Origin of the sequence: Streptomyces sp. NPDC057617, from assembly GCF_042800555.1 — a bacterium.
Taxonomy (GTDB): domain Bacteria; phylum Actinomycetota; class Actinomycetes; order Streptomycetales; family Streptomycetaceae; genus Streptomyces.
The window spans coordinates 721,786-739,637 of record NZ_JBHVGV010000001.1; the positions used below are offsets into that span (position 1 = coordinate 721,786).

The 17,852-nt window shown below is 71.7% G+C and carries 13 protein-coding genes; 7 read left to right on the plus strand and 6 right to left on the minus strand.

Annotated elements, in window-relative coordinates:
* Positions 1-97: 97 nt before the first annotated feature.
* Entirely contained in the window at positions 98-1,738 is a 1,641-nt protein-coding gene (gene pgm / locus ACFU9P_RS03295; protein WP_384077498.1) for a phosphoglucomutase (alpha-D-glucose-1,6-bisphosphate-dependent), read from the plus strand.
* A gap of 28 nt (positions 1,739-1,766) precedes the next feature.
* On the opposite strand, the gene ACFU9P_RS03300 is transcribed toward pgm, so the two are convergent.
* The gene (locus ACFU9P_RS03300) at positions 1,767-3,371 is read right to left on the minus strand and encodes a GMC family oxidoreductase (protein WP_384077500.1); all 1,605 of its coding nucleotides are present in this window, start codon (positions 3,369-3,371) and stop codon (positions 1,767-1,769) included.
* Between the two features lie 117 nt (positions 3,372-3,488).
* Here ACFU9P_RS03300 and ACFU9P_RS03305 point away from each other — a divergent pair, with 117 nt between their 5' ends.
* Positions 3,489-4,991 (plus strand): aldehyde dehydrogenase family protein, encoded by a 1,503-nt coding sequence (locus tag ACFU9P_RS03305; protein ID WP_384077501.1) that lies wholly within the window; start codon positions 3,489-3,491, stop codon positions 4,989-4,991.
* A 69-nt stretch (positions 4,992-5,060) separates the two neighbouring features.
* Here ACFU9P_RS03305 and ACFU9P_RS03310 read toward each other — a convergent pair whose 3' ends face one another.
* Together ACFU9P_RS03310 and ACFU9P_RS03315 are read right to left on the minus strand one after the other, a co-directional pair.
* Positions 5,061-6,149, minus strand: coding sequence for a pentalenene synthase (locus tag ACFU9P_RS03310; protein WP_384077503.1), 1,089 nt, complete (start codon positions 6,147-6,149; stop codon positions 5,061-5,063).
* A gap of 33 nt (positions 6,150-6,182) precedes the next feature.
* Positions 6,183-7,547 carry a cytochrome P450 gene (locus tag ACFU9P_RS03315; RefSeq protein WP_384077505.1) on the minus strand — a complete coding sequence of 455 codons (1,365 nt, stop codon included), beginning with the start codon at positions 7,545-7,547 and terminating at the stop codon, positions 6,183-6,185.
* 324 nt (positions 7,548-7,871) lie between these two features.
* Between ACFU9P_RS03315 and ACFU9P_RS03320 the strand changes: the two genes are divergently transcribed.
* Complete coding sequence (locus ACFU9P_RS03320) at positions 7,872-8,411, plus strand: DUF4142 domain-containing protein (protein ID WP_384077507.1); 540 nt, start codon at positions 7,872-7,874, stop codon at positions 8,409-8,411.
* An 82-nt stretch (positions 8,412-8,493) separates the two neighbouring features.
* On the opposite strand, the gene ACFU9P_RS03325 is transcribed toward ACFU9P_RS03320, so the two are convergent.
* Positions 8,494-9,906 (minus strand): tol-pal system YbgF family protein, encoded by a 1,413-nt coding sequence (locus ACFU9P_RS03325; protein ID WP_384077509.1) that lies wholly within the window; start codon positions 9,904-9,906, stop codon positions 8,494-8,496.
* Between the two features lie 355 nt (positions 9,907-10,261).
* Between ACFU9P_RS03325 and ispH the strand changes: the two genes are divergently transcribed.
* From ispH to ispG, 3 genes are read left to right on the plus strand one after another with little or no spacing between them, the layout of a single operon-like run.
* Complete coding sequence (ispH, locus tag ACFU9P_RS03330) at positions 10,262-11,578, plus strand: 4-hydroxy-3-methylbut-2-enyl diphosphate reductase (protein WP_384077511.1); 1,317 nt, start codon at positions 10,262-10,264, stop codon at positions 11,576-11,578.
* Positions 11,575-13,419 (plus strand): 1-deoxy-D-xylulose-5-phosphate synthase, encoded by a 1,845-nt coding sequence (locus tag ACFU9P_RS03335; RefSeq protein WP_384077513.1) that lies wholly within the window; start codon positions 11,575-11,577, stop codon positions 13,417-13,419. The genes ispH and ACFU9P_RS03335 overlap by 4 nt, the downstream gene beginning before the upstream one ends.
* Before the next feature lie 17 nt (positions 13,420-13,436).
* Positions 13,437-14,600: a flavodoxin-dependent (E)-4-hydroxy-3-methylbut-2-enyl-diphosphate synthase gene (gene ispG, locus ACFU9P_RS03340; protein ID WP_376374639.1), complete on the plus strand. Its 1,164-nt coding sequence runs from the start codon at positions 13,437-13,439 to the stop codon at positions 14,598-14,600.
* A gap of 40 nt (positions 14,601-14,640) precedes the next feature.
* Here the strand turns inward: ispG and ACFU9P_RS03345 are convergent, their stop codons facing one another.
* A complete protein-coding gene (locus ACFU9P_RS03345; RefSeq protein WP_384077516.1) occupies positions 14,641-15,639 on the minus strand; it encodes a hypothetical protein in 999 nt (332 codons plus the stop codon).
* Between the two features lie 254 nt (positions 15,640-15,893).
* On the minus strand, positions 15,894-16,025 hold the full coding sequence (locus tag ACFU9P_RS03350) for a hypothetical protein (protein WP_376374633.1): 132 nt from the start codon (positions 16,023-16,025) through the stop codon (positions 15,894-15,896).
* A 369-nt stretch (positions 16,026-16,394) separates the two neighbouring features.
* Here ACFU9P_RS03350 and ACFU9P_RS03355 point away from each other — a divergent pair.
* On the plus strand, positions 16,395-17,852 hold a 1,458-nt coding region (locus ACFU9P_RS03355), incomplete at its 3' end, for an ABC transporter transmembrane domain-containing protein (RefSeq protein ID WP_384077518.1).

The following is a 17,852-nucleotide window of genomic DNA, read 5'->3' on the forward strand; positions in this document are numbered from 1 at the left end:
GGGCTCCGGTACGGCGGGGCGCTCGCGGCGCGCTCCGGCGGCCCGGGAAAATGGGCCGGGGAACCGATCGCACCAACCGACCTGGAGGAGTGGGCAGATGCCGCACGAACGAGCGGGACAGCCGGCCCGGCCGGAGGACCTCATCGATGTCGCCCGGCTGGTGACCGCGTACTACGCACTGCGCCCGGACCCGGCCGAGCCGGCCCAGCGCGTGGCGTTCGGCACCTCCGGGCACCGCGGGTCGTCCCTCGCCACCGCCTTCAACGAGGCCCACATCGCCGCGACCAGCCAGGCGATCTGCGAGTACCGCGCCGCACAGGGCACCACGGGCCCGCTCTTCCTGGGCGCCGACACCCACGCACTGTCCGAGCCGGCCCGGGTGACCGCCATCGAGGTCTTCGCCGCCAACGAGGTGACCGTCCTCATCGACAGCACGGACGGCTTCACCCCCACCCCGGCCGTGTCGCACGCCATCCTCGCCCACAACCGCGGCCGCTCCTCGGGGCTCGCCGACGGTGTAGTGGTCACGCCGTCCCACAACCCGCCCGCGGACGGAGGTTTCAAGTACAACCCGCCGAGCGGCGGCCCGGCCGGTTCCGAGGCGACCGGCTGGATCCAGGACCGGGCCAACGAGATCATCGCGGGCGGGCTCAAGGACGTACGGAGGATCCCGTACGCCCGCGCCCTGGCCGCGCCGACGACCGGACGGTACGACTTCCTCGGCGCTTATGTGACCGACCTGCCGGCCGTGCTGGACCTGGACGCGGTGCGCTCGGCCGGGGTGCGGATCGGCGCGGACCCGCTGGGCGGGGCGTCGGTCGCGTACTGGGGCCGGATCGCCGAGCAGCACCGGCTCGATCTGACCGTGGTCAATCCGCTGGCCGACCCCACGTGGCGCTTCATGACGCTGGACTGGGACGGGAAGATCCGGATGGACTGCTCGTCGCCGTACGCCATGGCCTCGCTGATCGACCGGCGCGACGAGTACGCGATCGCCACCGGCAACGACGCCGACGCCGACCGGCACGGCATCGTCACCCCGGACGCCGGGCTGATGAACCCCAACCACTATCTCGCCGCCGCCATCGCCTATCTCTACGCCCACCGCGAGCGCTGGCCGGCCGGGGCGGGCATCGGCAAGACGCTGGTGTCGTCCGGGATGATCGACCGGGTCGCCGCGGATCTCGGGCGCGAACTGGTCGAAGTGCCCGTCGGTTTCAAGTGGTTCGTGGCCGGGCTGTCCGACGGCTCGCTGGGCTTCGGCGGGGAGGAGTCGGCCGGGGCGTCCTTCCTGCGGCGGGACGGCTCGGTGTGGACGACCGACAAGGACGGCATCATCCTGGCCCTGCTGGCCTCGGAGATCCTCGCGGTCACCGGCCGTACGCCGTCCGAGCACTACGCGGCGCTCACCGGCCGGTTCGGAGCGCCCGCTTACGCCCGTATCGATGCGCCCGCCACCCCGGCGGAGAAGTCGGTGCTGGCACGCCTCTCGCCCGAGCAGGTCACGGCGGCCACCCTCGCGGGTGAGCCGGTCACCTCGGTGCTGACCGAGGCACCCGGCAACGGGGCGCCGATCGGCGGTATCAAGGTGATCGCCGAGAACGCCTGGTTCGCGGCCCGCCCCTCGGGCACCGAGGACGTCTACAAGATCTACGCGGAGTCCTTCCTCGGGTCCGACCACCTGGGACAGGTCCAGGAGGAGGCGAAGGGGGTCGTGGCGAGCGCGCTGGGCGGCTGAGGCGCGGCGGAAGGGCGGGCTGCGGGCGTCAGCCGGCGTTCCGCCGCGGGGCCTGCCGGTTCCGCTGCGGGGTGTGCCGGAGGAGGTCCGCCGCTCGTTCGGCGATCGCGAAGACGGTGGCCACGGTGTTGGCGGACACGATCGTCGGCATCACCGAGGCGTCGGCCACCCGCAGTCCGCCGATCCCGCGCACCCTCAGCTCCGTGTCGACGACGGCCATCTCGTCCGTACCGATTTTGCAGGTGCCCACCTGGTGCGAGTACGTCCGCAGGCTCGCGTACAGATAGGCGCGTACGGCGTCGCCGTCGTCGTCCCGTACTCCGGGCCCGGGCAGGACCTCCTCCCCGCGCCAGGTGTCCAGGGCGCGGGCGCGTCCGATCGCGCGGGCGATCCGCAGCGCGGCGGCCATGGCCTCCAGGTCGCGGGGGTCGCCGTAGTAGTCCGGGTCCAGCCGGGGCGGCGTCCCCGGCTGGGCACCGGCCAGCCGCACGGAACCGCGGCTGCGGGGCGCCACCGCCGAGAAGGCGATGGAGATGCCCTGCCCGGGATCGGGCAGCCGGGGCGGCAGCGCGGGGGCGTAGTACGGAATGTCCATGACCTGGAACTGGAGGTACGGTACGTCCGCCGCGCCCGGGACATCCGGCTCGTCCCGGCCGGCGGCGGCGTTCTGGGCGGGGTCGCCGCGTACGAGACCGATCACTTCCGCGTGGTTGTTCACCCCGGCCGGAATCGTCCGCGCCGGGCTGTAGACGACGGTCGACCGGGGGTGGTCCTGGAGATTCGCCCCGACCCCGGGAAGGTCCAGGACGACCTCGATCCCCACCCGGCGGAGATGGTCCGGCGGCCCGATGCCCGACTGCATCAGGAGCTGCGCAGATCCCACCGTGCCCGCGGTCAGCACGACTTCTCCCCGGCATCCGGCCCGGAACACCTCGGCGCCGACGCCGTACTCCACCCCCGTACAGCGCCCGTCCTCCACCAGGACCCGATGGGCCAGCGCCTCCGTCACCACCCGGAGGTTGGGGCGGCGCAGCACCGGCGCGAGATAGGCGTCGGCGGCACTCTGCCGTCTGCCGCCGACGATATTGAGATCCGCCCAGCCGAAGCCGCGCTCCAGTCCGCTGTTGATGTCGGCCGCGAGCGGGTAGCCGGTCTCGGCCGCCGCCGCCAGCCCTGCCCACGCGACCGGATGCCGTGATTCCGCGGGGCTCACCGTCAGGGGTCCGCCGACGCCCCGTACGGCAGGATCGCGCCCCTCGGCGTGCTCGCTGCGCTTCAGATACGGCAGCAGATCGTCGAATCCCCAGCCGGTGGCGCCGGCCGCGGGCCACGCGTCGTAACCGGTGCGGTGACCGCGGAGGAAGCACATGCCGTTGATGGCGGAGGATCCGCCGAGGCCACGCCCGCGCGGCCAGGGAATGGTCGTGCCGGTCGCGGACTGCGTCACCGAGACACCGGCCCAGTCCGCCGATGTCCCCTGGAGCGCCGGCCAGGTCGACGGCGCGGTCTCCAGCGGCCTTCGGCTGCCGGCCTCCAGCAGGAGTACGCGGCAAGCGGCGTCCTCCGACAGCCGCGCGGCCAGCACACAGCCGGCCGTGCCCCCACCCACCACGATGACGTCGTACAGGTCCACTGCGGATTCCCTTGCGCGACTGCGGCTCCCCGTGCGGTTGCGGTTCGCCCCATCAACCGCAGGGTACTAAAAAGGGGCAAAATGGGTTAACCGCCTCCTCTGGGAGAGGAACGGCCGATGAGCACCCGAACACGCGGCGAAGCCTCCGGTACGGGCACGATCCCCGGCGTCGACGAGATCGCCGACCGCCACTGGCGCATGCTGATCGGCGGCGAACTCACCGATGCCGCCTCGGGCGCGACGCTCGATGTCGTGAACCCGGCCGACACGAGCACGATCGCCCGCTTCCCCCAGGGTGACGCAACCGATGTGGATGCCGCGGTCGACGCGGCGCGCGCGGCGGCGCCGGGCTGGGCGGCCATGTCCATCACGGACCGTGCGCGCGTGCTGGGGGATTTCGCCGACGCGATCGAGGCGAACGGTGAGGAGCTGGCCTGGATCGACACCATGGACTACGGCAGTCCGGTGACGATGATGCGGAACGATGTCCGGATCGCGGTGGCGCAGCTCCGCTACTTCGCGGGCCTCGCGCTCCAGCTCCGCGGCGAGACCATCCCGATGGCCGACCGGAACGCGATGGACTTCACGCTGCGGGATCCGTTCGGGGTGGTGGGCCGGATCGTACCGTTCAACCATCCGCTGATGTTCGCCGCGGCCAGGATCGCGGCCCCGCTGCTGGCCGGCAACTCCGTGGTCCTGAAACCGGCCGAGGCGACCTCCCTGTCGGCGCTGCGGCTGGGCGAACTGGCGGCGGCCGTCGTGCCGGACGGTGTGCTGAATGTCGTCACCGGACTGGGCGGGGTGGCCGGGGACCGGCTGGTGACCCATCCGGATGTGCCGCGTATCGCCTTCACCGGCTCGGACGTGGTCGGCCGCGGGATCCAGGCCAGGGCCGCGAGCACCGCGGTCAAGAAGGTCACGCTGGAACTCGGCGGGAAGAACCCGCTGATCGTCTTCGCGGACGCCGATCTGGACGAGGCCGCCGACAGTGCCGTACGGGGAATGAACTTCACCTGGCAGGGCCAGTCCTGCGGATCGACGTCACGGCTGCTGGTCCACCGGTCGGTGTACGACCGGGTGGTCGGCGAGGTCGGCCGGCGGATGGACCGGATCCGGATGGGCGACCCGCGGCTGCCCGACACGGAGATGGGGCCGCTGGCCTCGGCGAACCAGTACCGCAAGGTGACGGGCTATATCCGGGCGGGCCTGGCGGATCCCGCGCTGGAACTGATCACCGGCGGCAAGATCCCGGACGGCCCGGGCTTCTTCGTACCGCCCACGCTCTTCTCCGCGCCCTCGGGCGCGACCGGCCCGCTGTTCAGCGAGGAGATCTTCGGCCCGGTGCTGGTCGCGGCGCCGTTCGACAGCTACGACGAGGCGATCGCCCAGGCGAACGCGCTGCCGTACGGGCTGACGGCCGCGGTCTGGACGACCAGTCTCCGTACCGCCATGGCGGCGGCCCGCGATCTGCGGACCGGTTATCTCTGGGTCAACTCCAGCGCCGCGCACCTGCCCGGCACCGCCTTCGGCGGCGTCAAGAACTCGGGGGTCGGCCGGGAGGAAGGCATCGAGGAACTCCTCGAATACACCCAGCCCAAGAACGTCTATCTCCGTTTCTGACCGACGGGCCGGTGGTGCTGACGAGCCGGGCGGCGATGCCGTACGGGCTCATCTTCCGGCCCCGCGGTGTCATCGCGCGGGCGGGGCGGTGACGATGTCGTCGAGGCATCCCGATGCGCTCAGAAGGGCGATGGATTCCGCGGAGTAGCGGTTGCTGACGGCGCACCAGTCGTAGCTGGCACGCATCGCGGCGCGCATGTCCGCGATCAGCCTGTATCCGTCGGTGCGATCAGCGGGAGCGATGCCCAACCGGTCGCAGACGCCGGGTATCCGCGCTTCGAGCCGCAGGAACCGATCGGTCCACTCCCGGATCATGCGCACGGCGCGCGCGAGGGCCTGCGGGCGGGGGCAGGACCACTGGTGCTGGAGCACGAGGACGAGATTGTGGGGATCGCCGCGCGCTTCTTCCTTCTCAAGTCCCAGCAGGTCGTTGACGATACCGGCGACCAGCACGGTCAACCCGTACATCTCCTGGAAGGGCCCGCTGTGGTAGATCGGCGGGGGGACCTCGTACCGGCCTGTACGCTCGGCCGCGTCCAGCAGCACATACATGATGCCTGTCCTGTTTCTCAGCGCGAGGTATTCGGCCGTGTCCGGGACATGGCCCTTGCGGCGGTTGTCCGCCTCGGAGACGAAGGACATCAGGTAATCGCGCCAGTTCCGGGCCGCCCGCTCCTTCCACTCGGTGCTCATCCCTGTCTGTTCCCGGGCCCACAGGTCGGCCAGGGCGTTCCTGGCGGCCGACGACGAGCCGGGAGGGGGAGCGTGGCAGTCGCCCTGACGCCGGTCGAACACTCCGGTCAGGGGGGCCAGGATCCGGGTGACGGCGTCGGGCCGGTGACCCACGTCCCCGTCGAATTGATCGTCCAGGAGCATGAGCCAGCCCAGCAGGTCGGTGGCGAATTCGAGATCGTCCGCCAACGCGTCGGGATACCAGCGGGCGGGCAGTTCCGCGGGCCGCCACGACAGGAAATGCTCGGTGGCCTCCGGACTGCGCAGCAGGTCGAAGTCCGTGAGCCAGGAGATGAGATGGGTGTTCGCCCGCGCCAGGTGCGGATTCATCCGGGGCGGGAACGGGATGTCGAACTCGATCCTGCCGGGCGGCCGCTCCTCGGACGGAAATTCGCCGGCAGCGGAAACGCTGTTGTTGTCCTGCATACGGACCGGCCTTCTCTCTTCGCCGGATACGGGTCAGGCGGGCTCGACCGTCACGGGCAACCGGTTGGGCCGGATCACGGCCGAGGTGACCTCCCGGACCGTGTGGCCGGGCACGGGCCGGACATCCCAGCGGGCGAGGACGGTGGCGGCAACGGTGATCATCTCCGTACGGGCGAACACGTCACCGACGCATTTGCGGCTGCCCGCTCCGAACGGCATGAACACGTGCCGGGGGCGGGAGTGCCGCCGTTCCGGCAGCCAGCGGTCGGGGTCGAAGCGCTCGGGATCGGGAAACAGACGAGGGTCCCGGTGCAGGGCGTGAAGGCTGAACCCGACCTCCGTCCCGGCCGGGAGACGGACGCCGTCGATCTCCACGGGCTCGACGGCGCGGCGCATCAGGAAAGGGACTCCCTTCAAGCGCAGCGCCTCGTCGACGACGCGGCCGGTGTATTCGAGACGCCCCAGGTCCTGATGGCGGATGAGCCCGGAAGGCGCGGCCTCCCGGGCCTCCTCCCGGACCCGCCTCGCCGCCTCGGGCAGCCGGCCGAGTTCGTGGAAGATCCAGGCGAGGGTGGCCGCGGTCCCCTCGATTCCGCCGATCAGGATCGTGACGAGTTCGTCCCTGATCTCAAGGTCGTCGAGGGCCCGGCCGGTATCGGCGTCCCGCGCGAGCATCAGGGCGGAGAGCAGGTCGCCGTGATCGCGGCCGTCGGCCCGGTAGGCGCGGATCACCTCGTCGATGACCGTGCGCATACGGCGGGAAGCGGCGTTGAACCTGCGGTTGGCGGGGACCGGGACACGGTCCAGGAAGCGTGGCAACAGGGTCCGGACGAGCAGGTTGTCGAAGATGACGGGGCCGTCACGGCGCACGGCGAGTTCGGCCTGCCGGCCGAGCGGCGCGGAGAACATGGCCTCGGCCATGATGGCACCGACCAGGCCACAGAACACCTCGTCCAGCGCAACGGTCTCGCCCGGGCGCCATGATTCGGTCAGTGCCGCGGTTCGCCGGGACATGATGGCCGTGTAGTCCGCGATCCGGTCGTGGTGGAAGCTCGGCCGCACAAGTCCGCGGTGCGAGCGGTGGACTTCCGTGGAGGCGGTCGCCAAACCGTCCCCGGCGAGCGGACGGAGCCGGTCGAAGAACCGGCCCTTCTCGAAACTGCGTGCTTTGGTGACCAGGAGATCGTGGACCAGGTCGGCACGTGTGACACAGCAGACCGGGAGGGTTCCGATGTCGATCCGGACGAGGTCGCCGGCCGATGACAGGCCCCGCAGGAATTCCAGTGGGTGCCGCCACAGGGACAGCGCGTGGCCGAGGACCGGGAGCCCGCCCGGTGCGACGGGAACGGAAGCCAGGCCGGCCGCCCGGACCGGCAGAGCCCGTGTCTCCTTGCTCATGGTCATCCTCCCGTAGGTGGCGGATCCCTGGCCCGCCGCAGCCGTACAGCAGGCTGCGCGGCGGCCACGGACAGCACCACCCCGTGACCGCCGCGACGGAGTGAACGCGTTGAACGCCTTGTCCTGACCGGCTCCGCCACCGCCACCGTCCGAGCTTGCAAGCCGACACGCGGCGGCCATTGGTGTGAGGAAAGAGTGATTGTGTGACCACGCCCTGTGGCGAGGGAAAGCATCATCACCCGGACACCGACTCGCGTGCCCGTTCAGAAACCGGTCCGACGCCGATCTCCGTGTGCCCCGGACCGGGCGAAGGGAGCGACGCAGATGACTGCTGTACGACGTATGGCCGCCGCCGCGATACTCGTGGCACTGACCGCCATATCCGCGCCGTCCGCGTTCGCGGCGGCCCCGGCCGAGACCCCTGCCGCGACCGACGCGCCCTTTCTCACGACGATCCACCAGGCGAACCTGGCGGAGATCGCGGCAGGAGAGGACGCGGGCAAGAACGCCAGGGCGGCCTGTACGAAAAGCGTCGGCGCGCGAATCGTGCGCGACCACAGAAAGCTCGACGCCGGTGTGATCGCGCTGGCGGGCAAACTCGGCGTCACCCTCCCGGCCGGGCTCTCCGCGGCGCAGGAGGAGGACCTTGCCGCCATACAGGCCAAGGCGGGCACACACGCGTACGACACCTCCTGGCTGGCCGACCAGGCCACCAGCCACATCGGGGCGCTGGCCCTGATCGACACCGAGGTCAAGACGGGCGGGAACGCCGAAGTGCGAGCGGCGGCCGCGGCCGCGCGTCCCGTCGTCGCCACGCACCTCGCGCTGATCCGCGCCTGCGAGGCCGAAATCGACCCGTCGTAACGCCCGTTGGTGGATCCGCCGCAGCGGAAAGGCGGTGCCGGAGGCTGCCGGCACCGCCTTTGACCTGCGCTGGGCGAGCTGCTCAGTAGATGCCGTCGCCCGCCTTCAGAAATGCCCCCGCACGCTTGCGGACCGCCGCCGCCTGTCGCTGGGCGCCGTGCGGGGCGAGGGCGCCGGAGAGACGGTCGAGGGCCTGGCGGGCCTGGGCGGAGCGCAGATGGGGGTAGTGGTCGAGGAACTGGTTCCAGTGGGTGCAGGCGGCCTCCAGATGACCGATGCGCAGTAAGGTTTCAGCAAGCAGTCCGTGCGTGAGGGCGTAACTCTTGTGCTGGGTCGCGGAGCGGTGCCGTACGGCGTCCCGCAGGGCGGTCAGTGCCTGCTCGGGCTCCTTCAGCGCCAGAAGCACCTCGGCCTTCAGATAGTCGAGCCCCGCACGCGGATAGGCGGTGAACGGGCCCGGCGGACTTGACGCCCGGTCATGGGCGCTCTCCGCCGCGGTGAGATCCGCGAGCGCCTCCCGGCGCCGGTGCTCATGGGCATGGGTCAGGGCGCGCTGGGCGTGTACGAAGGCGCGTACCGCGGGGTCCGGGGTACGGCCCGCGGTGTCGATGGCGGCCTCGGCCAACTGGTGGGCGTGGTGCGGGTGGCCGAGCAGCGTCGCCTGGGTGCTCAGGGCGCGCAGGGTGATGGCGGCGGTGGTGTTCTCGCCGCTCTCGTGGGCGAGGTCGATGGCGGTCCGGTAGTAGCGCTGGGCCAGCCCGTGGTGGCCCGCGTCGGTGGTCATGGTGCCGAGGATGTGGGTCAGGCGCGCCGTACCGACCAGCAGGTCCCTGTGGACCGCGGTGGTGGCGGGCGCGGCCAGCAGGGCGCACGCGTCGTCGGCGAGATAGGCGGCCAGGGCGGTACGGGCGTGACCGCCGCCGTGCGCGCCGGAGAGCGAGGTGAACAGCCGGGCGACGACATCGAGTGTCTGCGCCGTGGCCGCGGTGGCCGGGGGACCTGTCCGCCCGCCGCCCCCGGCCGTGGCCTGCGCGGGGCGCGGCGGCACCCGGTCGGGGCGCCGTGACGTCCGGTCGGCCGGCATGGGGTCGCTCAGTACGTAGGACGAGCGCAGCAGCGGGCCACGGCGTCCGGGGTCGGACTCGGAGCGGCAGAGCACGGCCAGCCGGGCATCGGGACCGGCCGCGCCGAGGCGGGCGAACCAGGGGGCGACGGGCACCGGTTGGGCGAGACCGGTGTCCTCGGCCGTGACCAGACGGGCGGTACGACGGCTCAGCGCCTGGGCCACCAGATCGGGCACCGGCGGGCGCGGCCGGGACCCGCCGAGCCAGTGGGCCACCGAGGTCCGGTCGTAACGGAGGGTCCGGCCCTGCGCGGCGCCCAGCGCGTTCACATCGCGGGCCAGTTCCGCGCCGCTCATGCCCGTCTCCGTCAGCAGGGCCGCGAGCCGGGAATTGGGACTTTTGCGCGGCATTTGCTCATCGATCTCCTTCATGGGGGCAAGTGTCCGTGGAGGTGGATCTGTCGCATTGTTCACTGTGGCCCAGCGTCTGTACAGGCGCGTGCAACGCGTTCACGCACCCGCCGTCCCGTACGGCCCTTCACACCCTTCCGGACGCCGGTTAATGGACCTGGACCGGACGGCGACAGGCCGGCGGTGGATCCCGAGGGGGCGCGGAGATGACGGATGTGACCGGCGCGACGAAGGCCGGGCGGCGGTCCGCCGAGGACCAACTGGCCCTGGCCCGGCGCCTGGTCGTACCACCGCTGCGGTCCTGGGTGGGACGTCTGCCGCCGGCCTGCGGTGATGTCAATCCGGAATGTATTCGTTCGACGGACGGAAGAGGCAGATGAGTGAAGCGGCTGTGCGCGACGGCGTCCCGCACTTCCACCCGATGAATGTGATCAGGCCCGCGGGCGGCGGTGTGCTGGTGGCCGACCGGCTCCGGCTGCACGGCGGCCTGTTGGTGCCCTGTCGCGGAGCGCCCCTGCTCCTGGGCAGCCTGACCAGGAAGGGCATCCGGGCGCGTACGGCCGAACTCACCGTCGCCGACGACACCGGCGGCGGCTCCGGGGCTTCCGGCGGTCACCGGGAACACCGGGGCCTGTGGACCGAAGTGCCCGTCGGTACGTCCGGATCCGCCCCGGCCATGGCGCTCGCCGCCGCCACCGACGACCCCGCCGAACTGCCCGTACTGCAAGCGGCTCTGGACACCTGGCGCTCGGTCTGCCGCCCGCGCACGGTGCTGCTCGCGGCCCCCCGCTCGTTCTGCGCGGGCGTGGAACGCGCCATCGAGGTGGTGGAACGGCTGCTGGAGCGCCGTACGGACGGAACGCCGGTCCATGTGCGCAAGCAGATCGTCCACAACACCCATGTGGTGCGTGAACTGGAGGAGCGCGGCGCCGTGTTCGTGGACGAGCTGGACGCCGTACCGGACGGGGCGACCGTGGTCTTCTCCGCGCACGGAGTCTCCCCGCAGGTCAGGCGGGTGGCCGCGGAACGGGGCCTGGATGTCGTCGATGCCACCTGTCCGCTGGTCACCAAAGTGCACGGCGAGGCGCGGCGGTTCGCCGAGCGGGGCGACACGGTTCTGCTGATCGGCCACGCGGGGCACGAGGAGACCGAGGGCACCGCGGGCGAGGCGCCCGGCCGTACGGTGCTCGTGGAGTCCGTACGGGACGCCGAGACGCTGCGGGTGCCCGACCCGTACCGGGTCTCGTACCTCACCCAGACCACCCTCGCGATGGACGAGACCGCCGACATCATCGCCGCCCTGCGGCAGCGCTTCCCTCATCTGCGCGGGCCGGGCAGCGAGGACATCTGCTACGCCACCACCAACCGGCAGCGCGCCCTGGAGGCGGTCGCCGCCGACGCCGACCTGGTCCTTGTCGTGGGGTCGGCCAACTCCTCCAACTCGGTGCGTCTGGCCGAACTGGCGGAGCGCCACGGCACCCCCGCCGAGCTGGTCGACAGCGTCGCGGACATCCGCCCCGAGGATCTGGCCGGGGCCGCCACCGTGGGCCTGACGGCGGGCGCCTCCGCCCCGCCCTCCCTGGTCGACGACGTGCTGAACGCGCTCTCAGGTCTCGGGCCGACCAACGTCGAGGAGCGGGAGACCGCCGTGGAAGATGTGCGTTTCGCCCCGCCGAGGACGGTAACCCAATGAGCACCTCCACCACCAGTACGACGAGCCTGCTCTCCCGGATCGAGGGACCTGACGACGTACGGGCCCTGCCGTCCGGGTTACTGCCCGCGCTGGCCCATGAGATACGCGAGTTCCTCGTCGAGAAGGTGTGCGCGGCCGGCGGCCATCTCGGGCCCAACCTCGGCGTGGTGGAGCTGACCGTCGCCCTGCACCGGGTCTTCGACTCGCCGCGCGAGCCCGTTCTCTTCGACATCGGCCACCAGGCCTATGTGCACAAGATTCTGACGGGACGTCAGGACTTCGGCCGGCTGCGGCAGCGCGGCGGCCTCTCCGGCTATCTCCGGCGTGCCGAGTCCGCGCACGACTGGATCGAGAACTCGCACGCCTCGACCGTCCTCGGCTATGCCGACGGCCTCGCCAGGGCCCGCGCCCTGAGCGGCATCCGTGACCCGGTCGTGGCTGTCATCGGGGACGGCGCGCTGACCGGCGGTATGGCCTGGGAGGCCCTCAACAACCTGGGCACGGCCGAGCTGCCGGTGATCGCGGTGCTCAACGACAACGGCCGTTCGTACGCCCCGACGGGCGGCGGACTCGGCGCCCATCTGGCCGAGTTGAGAAACCGGGCCGTGCCGGCCGCGCCCGCTCCCGGCACCGGCAATGTCTTCACCGGTCTCGGTCTCGCCTATCTCGGCCCGGTCGACGGTCATGACGTCGAGGCCGTGGAGAGCGCTCTGCGCGAGGCCCGTGCTCTGCACCGGCCGGTGGTGGTGCACACGGTCACCGTCAAGGGGAAGGGCTATTCCCCTGCCGAGGACGACGAGGCCGACCGTCTGCATGCCGTGGGCCGCGTCGACCCGCTGACCGCCACCCCACTGAGCACCCCGGGACCCACCTGGACCTCCGTCTTCGCCGCCGAACTCGCGGCGCTGGGTGCCGAGCGCGAGGACCTGGTCGCCCTCACCGCCTCCATGCTCAGGCCCACCGGGCTGCTGCCGTTCGCCGAGCGGTTCCCCGAGCGGGTCTTCGACGTGGGGATCGCCGAGCAGCACGCCGTGGCCGCCGCGGCGGGGCTCGCGCTGGGCGGCCGCCACCCGGTCGTCGCCCTCTACGCCACCTTTCTCAACCGGGCCTTCGACCAGGTGCTGATGGATGTCGCCCTGCACGGGCTGCCGGTCACCTTCGTACTGGACCGGGCGGGCATCACGGGCCCGGACGGGCCGAGCCACCACGGCATGTGGGACCTGACCCTGCTCGGCGCGGTGCCCGGCCTGCGGATCGCCGCGCCACGCGACGGCGCCCGGGTGCGCGAGCTGCTGCGCGAGGCGGTCGCCACCGGCGACGGACCCACGGCGCTGCGCCTGCCCAAGGCCTCCGCCGGCGAGGATCTGCCCGCGGTGGACCGTCTCGACGGCCTGGACATCCTGCACAGTGCCGCGCCTCTGCCACCGGACGTACTGCTGGTGGGTGCCGGCGCGATGGCGGGTCCGGCCGTGGCCGCCGCGCGCGGGCTCGCCGGGCGGGGCGTCGGGGTCACGGTCGCCGACCCGCGCTGGGTCCTGCCGGTGCGTCCGGCCCTGGTACGGCTCGCCGCCCGCCACCGGCTGGCGGTGAGCGTCGAGGACGGCGGCCGTACGGGCGGAGCCGGCGCGGCGCTCGCCCAGGCGTGCGCCGAGGCCGGTGTCAGCACGCCTGTGAGCGCTCTCGGGCTGCCGCGCGACTTCCTCCCGCAGGGCTCCCGCGCCGGTCTGCTCGGCGACTACGGCCTCGACGAGGCAGGCATCACCGCGCATGTACTGCGGCTGCTGCGCACCCCGTCGTACCGCACCCCGTCGTCCCCCACCCCGCCGTCCCGCACCCCGTAGTCCGGAAGGAACCCGCCATGAACCAGCGGTACGAGCCCGAGCGGCGGTACGAACCGTCCGAGCCGCCCCGACGCCCCTCGCGCGCCCTCCGGGTGGGCGATGTCCAAGTGGGCGGCGGCGCCCCCGTGTCCGTACAGTCCATGACGACCACGGTCACCGCGGACGTGGACGCCACGCTCCAGCAGATCGCGGCGCTGACGGCGGCGGGCTGCCAGATCGTACGGGTCGCCGTCCCGTCGGGCGACGACGCCAGGGCGCTGCCCGCCATCGCGGCCAAGTCGCGGATCCCGGTGATCGCCGACATCCACTTCCAACCGCGGTACGTCTTCGCCGCGATCGACGCGGGCTGCGCCGCCGTACGGGTCAACCCCGGCAACATCAAGCGCTTCGACGACCAGGTCGCCGATATCGCGCGGGCCGCGGACGCCGCCGGGATCCCCATCCGTATCGGCGTCAACGCCGGTTCCCTGGACCGGCGGCTGCTCGCCAAGCACGGCAGGGCCACCCCCGAGGCGCTGGTGGAGTCGGCGCTGTGGGAGTGCTCGCTCTTCGAGGAGCACGGCTTCACCGATCTCAAGATCTCGGTGAAGCACCATGATCCGCGCACCATGGTGGCCGCGTACCGGCTGCTGGCTCGGCGCTGCGACTACCCCCTGCACCTCGGCGTCACCGAGGCGGGCCCGCTGCTCCAGGGCAGCGTCAAGTCGGCTGTCGCCTTCACCCAGTTGCTCAGCGAGGGGATCGGCGACACGATCCGCGTCTCGTTGTCGGCGCCCCCGGTGGAGGAGGTGAAGGCCGGTCTGAGCATCCTCGAATCCCTCGGCCTGCGCGAACGCGGTCTGGAGATCGTCTCCTGCCCTTCCTGCGGCCGCGCGCAGGTCGATGTGTACCGCCTCACCGAGCAGGTCCAGGCGGCCTTCGAGGGTTTTCCGCATCCGCTGCGGGTGGCCGTGATGGGCTGTGTGGTCAACGGCCCGGGCGAGGCGCGCGAGGCGGACATCGGTGTCTCGTCGGGCAACGGCAAGGGCCAGATCTTCGTACGCGGCGAAGTCGTGGCCACCGTACCGGAGTCGCGGATCGTGGAGACGCTGCTCGACGAGGCGCTGCGGCTGACGGACTCCGGAGCGGACGGAGAGGACGGAGCGGACGAAGCAAGCGGAACGGATGAAGCGAGCGCCTGAAGGCGGCCCAGGAGCGGCGGGCTCCAGAGCTGTTCCAGGGCTAGAGGAGGCTCGAATAGGCGGGCTCGGCAGGCGGTACGGGCCGGGCGTACCGCTGCGTCGAGCGGCTCCAGTCGTCGTAACCGCGCATCGCCGAGCGCATGCATTCGCAGAGCCTGAGGACGGCCTCGGTCTCCTGGCCGGTCAGGTCATGGGCCCGGCAGGCGTCGAGCAGCCGCCGCTCGATCGCGGTGAACTCGCGGCACCAGTCCCCGACCAGGTCCGCGATCGTACGCAGGGCCTCGCGCCGCCCGCAGTCCAGCTCGTGCTCGACCACGAGGACGTAGTTGTACGGATCTCCCCGTGACTCCTCCTTCTCCAGGGAGTGCACATCATTGGCCGTGGTGATGAAATCGCTGGTGATGTCCAGCATCCGGCACAGTTCGGGCATCTCCCGCGCCCGGGCGGAGGTTTCAAAACCGTACGCCTTCTCGCTGAGATCCATCATCGCGTACACCAGGCCGGACCTGCGGCGGAGCGGAATGAACTGTTCGGTACCGAGCATCTTCCGCGCGGGCCGGTCGCGCGACTCCTCCGCGCCCGCCTCCATGAACCAGCGGAAGTGCCGGGCCGTACGCCGCTGCCAGTCGGGCGTGGCGCCCGAGGCCAGCCGCGACCACACATGGGCGAAGGCGCGGTACAGCGGTGCTTCCGGAATCCGCTCGGGCCAGGTCTCCCCGGGGCGCATCACACCGAGCACATCGGCGACGGCCCGGTCCAGCTCCTCGGCGGAGTGGAGGCGGCGGTCGTCGAACTGATCGTCGTACACCGTGCATGCGACGACCGCGTCCACCGTCAGATCCAGGCTGGGGCCCTCGGCCGACGGCGCCCACTTGGCCATCAGCTCCGCGATGTCCCACTGGCGGATCCGCTGCTCGTCGAGCGGGGAGGTGGCGATGCCCTGCTGCCGGGCCCAGATCAGACTGCGGGTGCGTGCCCCCTCGACATCGGGGCTGGTGCGCAGCTCAAAAGGGAGGTGGAAGTCGATGTCCTGCGGCATGGTGTCCTCGCGGAGGGCTCGGGGTGAGTGGCGGTCCGTACTGAACTCACCCTGGCCGACCGGGCGGAGACCACGGACTGCCGCACCGTCCGCGATCCGTGCACGCGTTGAACGATCCCGTCCCGTTCTCGTCCCACGATCCCGTCCCGCTCTCGCCTGATGGTTCTGAGCGCGTCGAACGATCCCGCGAACGATCCAGCGTGCCTTGAGCATCCGCCCGGTCCACCGCTCCCCGCCGATATTCCGGCCGGGGCTCAGTCCTCCGTCCCCGTCCCCTCACCGCCCTCGGCTCCGGGCCCCTCCTCGCCGGACTCCGGCCCCGACGCCTCCGCGGTCACATCCGCGGAAGCCTCCTCCCCGACCTCCGACACGGGCGGATCGTCCATTTCGTTTCCCCCTTTTCAATTCGGTTACCCCGTCATCGCAGGATACCCATCGGGGATTTACCGCGTACCCGGCCGATGGCGATTTCTCTTCCTTCACCAAGACCGGGCGAGTCCGAAAGAATCCGGTGCCCCCTATTCCGCCGCGGAGCGGAAAATGCCACAGGATATTGACTTCCGCGTAACCTTCCGCCGCGGATGACAATTGTGTGCCGGTGATCGAAAGGGAACTCGGCCTCGACAGCACGTACCACGCCTTGACCCCGGGACACAGACAGTGGCCACCCGCGATAACTTAGTGTAGCCTTACCTAAGTTTTCAGGCCTGGCGGGCCTGACTGATGGGCGGGATCTCAGGAGCCGGAGGGGTGCGGTGGGGGCTGAAGGCCCGGCGGGGCGGGATGTCCTGAGACATGCGGTGAAGGGACAACGGCGCGATGTCGCCCTGTCGTCACTTCTCGCGGCCGGGCATCAGGCGGGCGAGGCGCTCATCCCGGTGCTCATCGGCCTGGTGATCGACCGGGCCGTCGCCAGGAGCGACGGGGCCGCGCTGTGGTGGTGGACCGGAGCGCTGGCCGTCGCGTATGTCGGACTCTCCTTCAGCTTCCGCACCGGTGCGCGGCTGTCGGAACGGGCCGCCGTCGCGGCCTCGCACGAACTGCGGATCGCGCTGGTCGGCCGCGTGCTGCATCCGGGCGGCGGCACCGAGGCGCTGGGGCTGCCCGGCGCCCTGGTCAACACCGCCACCGAGGACGCCAAACGGGTCGGCGCCGTGAACGTCGCGGTGATGGAGGCGGTGGCCGCGCTGGCCGCGCTGGGCGTCAGCGCCGCGGCCCTGCTCTGGATCTCCGTACCGCTCGGCCTTGTTGTCCTGCTGGGCACACCGCTGCTGCTGTGGCTCGGCCATCTGCTGAGCGGGCCGCTGGAGCGGCGCAGTGAGGCCGAGCAGGACCGGGCCGGGCAGGCGTCGGCGGTCGCTGCGGATCTCGCGGCCGGTCTGCGGGTGCTCAAGGGCATCGGCGCCGAGTCCGCGGCCGTCGCCCGCTACCGCTCCGCCAGCCGTGCCTCGCTGGCCGCCACCCTCCGTGCGACCCGGGCGCACGCCTGGCAGAAAGGAATGACCCTCGGACTGACGGGTGTGTTCATCGCCCTGGTCGCCCTGATCGGCGGCCGTCTGGCAGCCGGCGGCGACATCAGTCTCGGCGGGCTCGTCTCGGCGGTCGGGCTGGCGCTGTTCCTGCTCGGACCGCTCGAAGTGGTCGGCTGGGTGAACGCGGAGTTCGCCCAGGGGCGTTCCTCGGCGGCGCGCATCGCGAAGGTGCTCGCCGCCCCTCCTGCGGTGGAGCCCGGCCTGGATGCGCTGCCGATGCCGGTACGCGGCCATGTCCGGCTCCGGGGCGTCTCGTACGCGGCTCTGCGCGATGTCGAACTGGAGGCCGCGCCCGGTGAGTTGCTCGGGGTGGTGGCCGCCGATCCGGCGGACGCGCTGGCGCTGCTCGGCTGTCTGGGGCGGGTGGCGGATCCGGACGCCGGGGCGGTGGAGCTGGACGGTGTGGCCCTGACCGCCCTGGGCCCGGCGGAGATCCGGCGGGTGCTGCTGGTCGCGGGGCATGACGCCGATTTGTTCGAGGGCACACTGGCCGGCAATGTGTCGGCCGCTGTACGGCGGTCCCCCGACGGCGCCGGAGGGCTCCCGCGGATCACGGCGGCGGCGATGGCCGCGGCCGGCGCCGACGAGGTCGCCGAAGCCCTCCCCCACGGCGCCGCTACGACGGTCACCGAGCGCGGGCGGTCCCTCTCCGGCGGCCAGCGGCAGCGCGTGGCCCTGGCC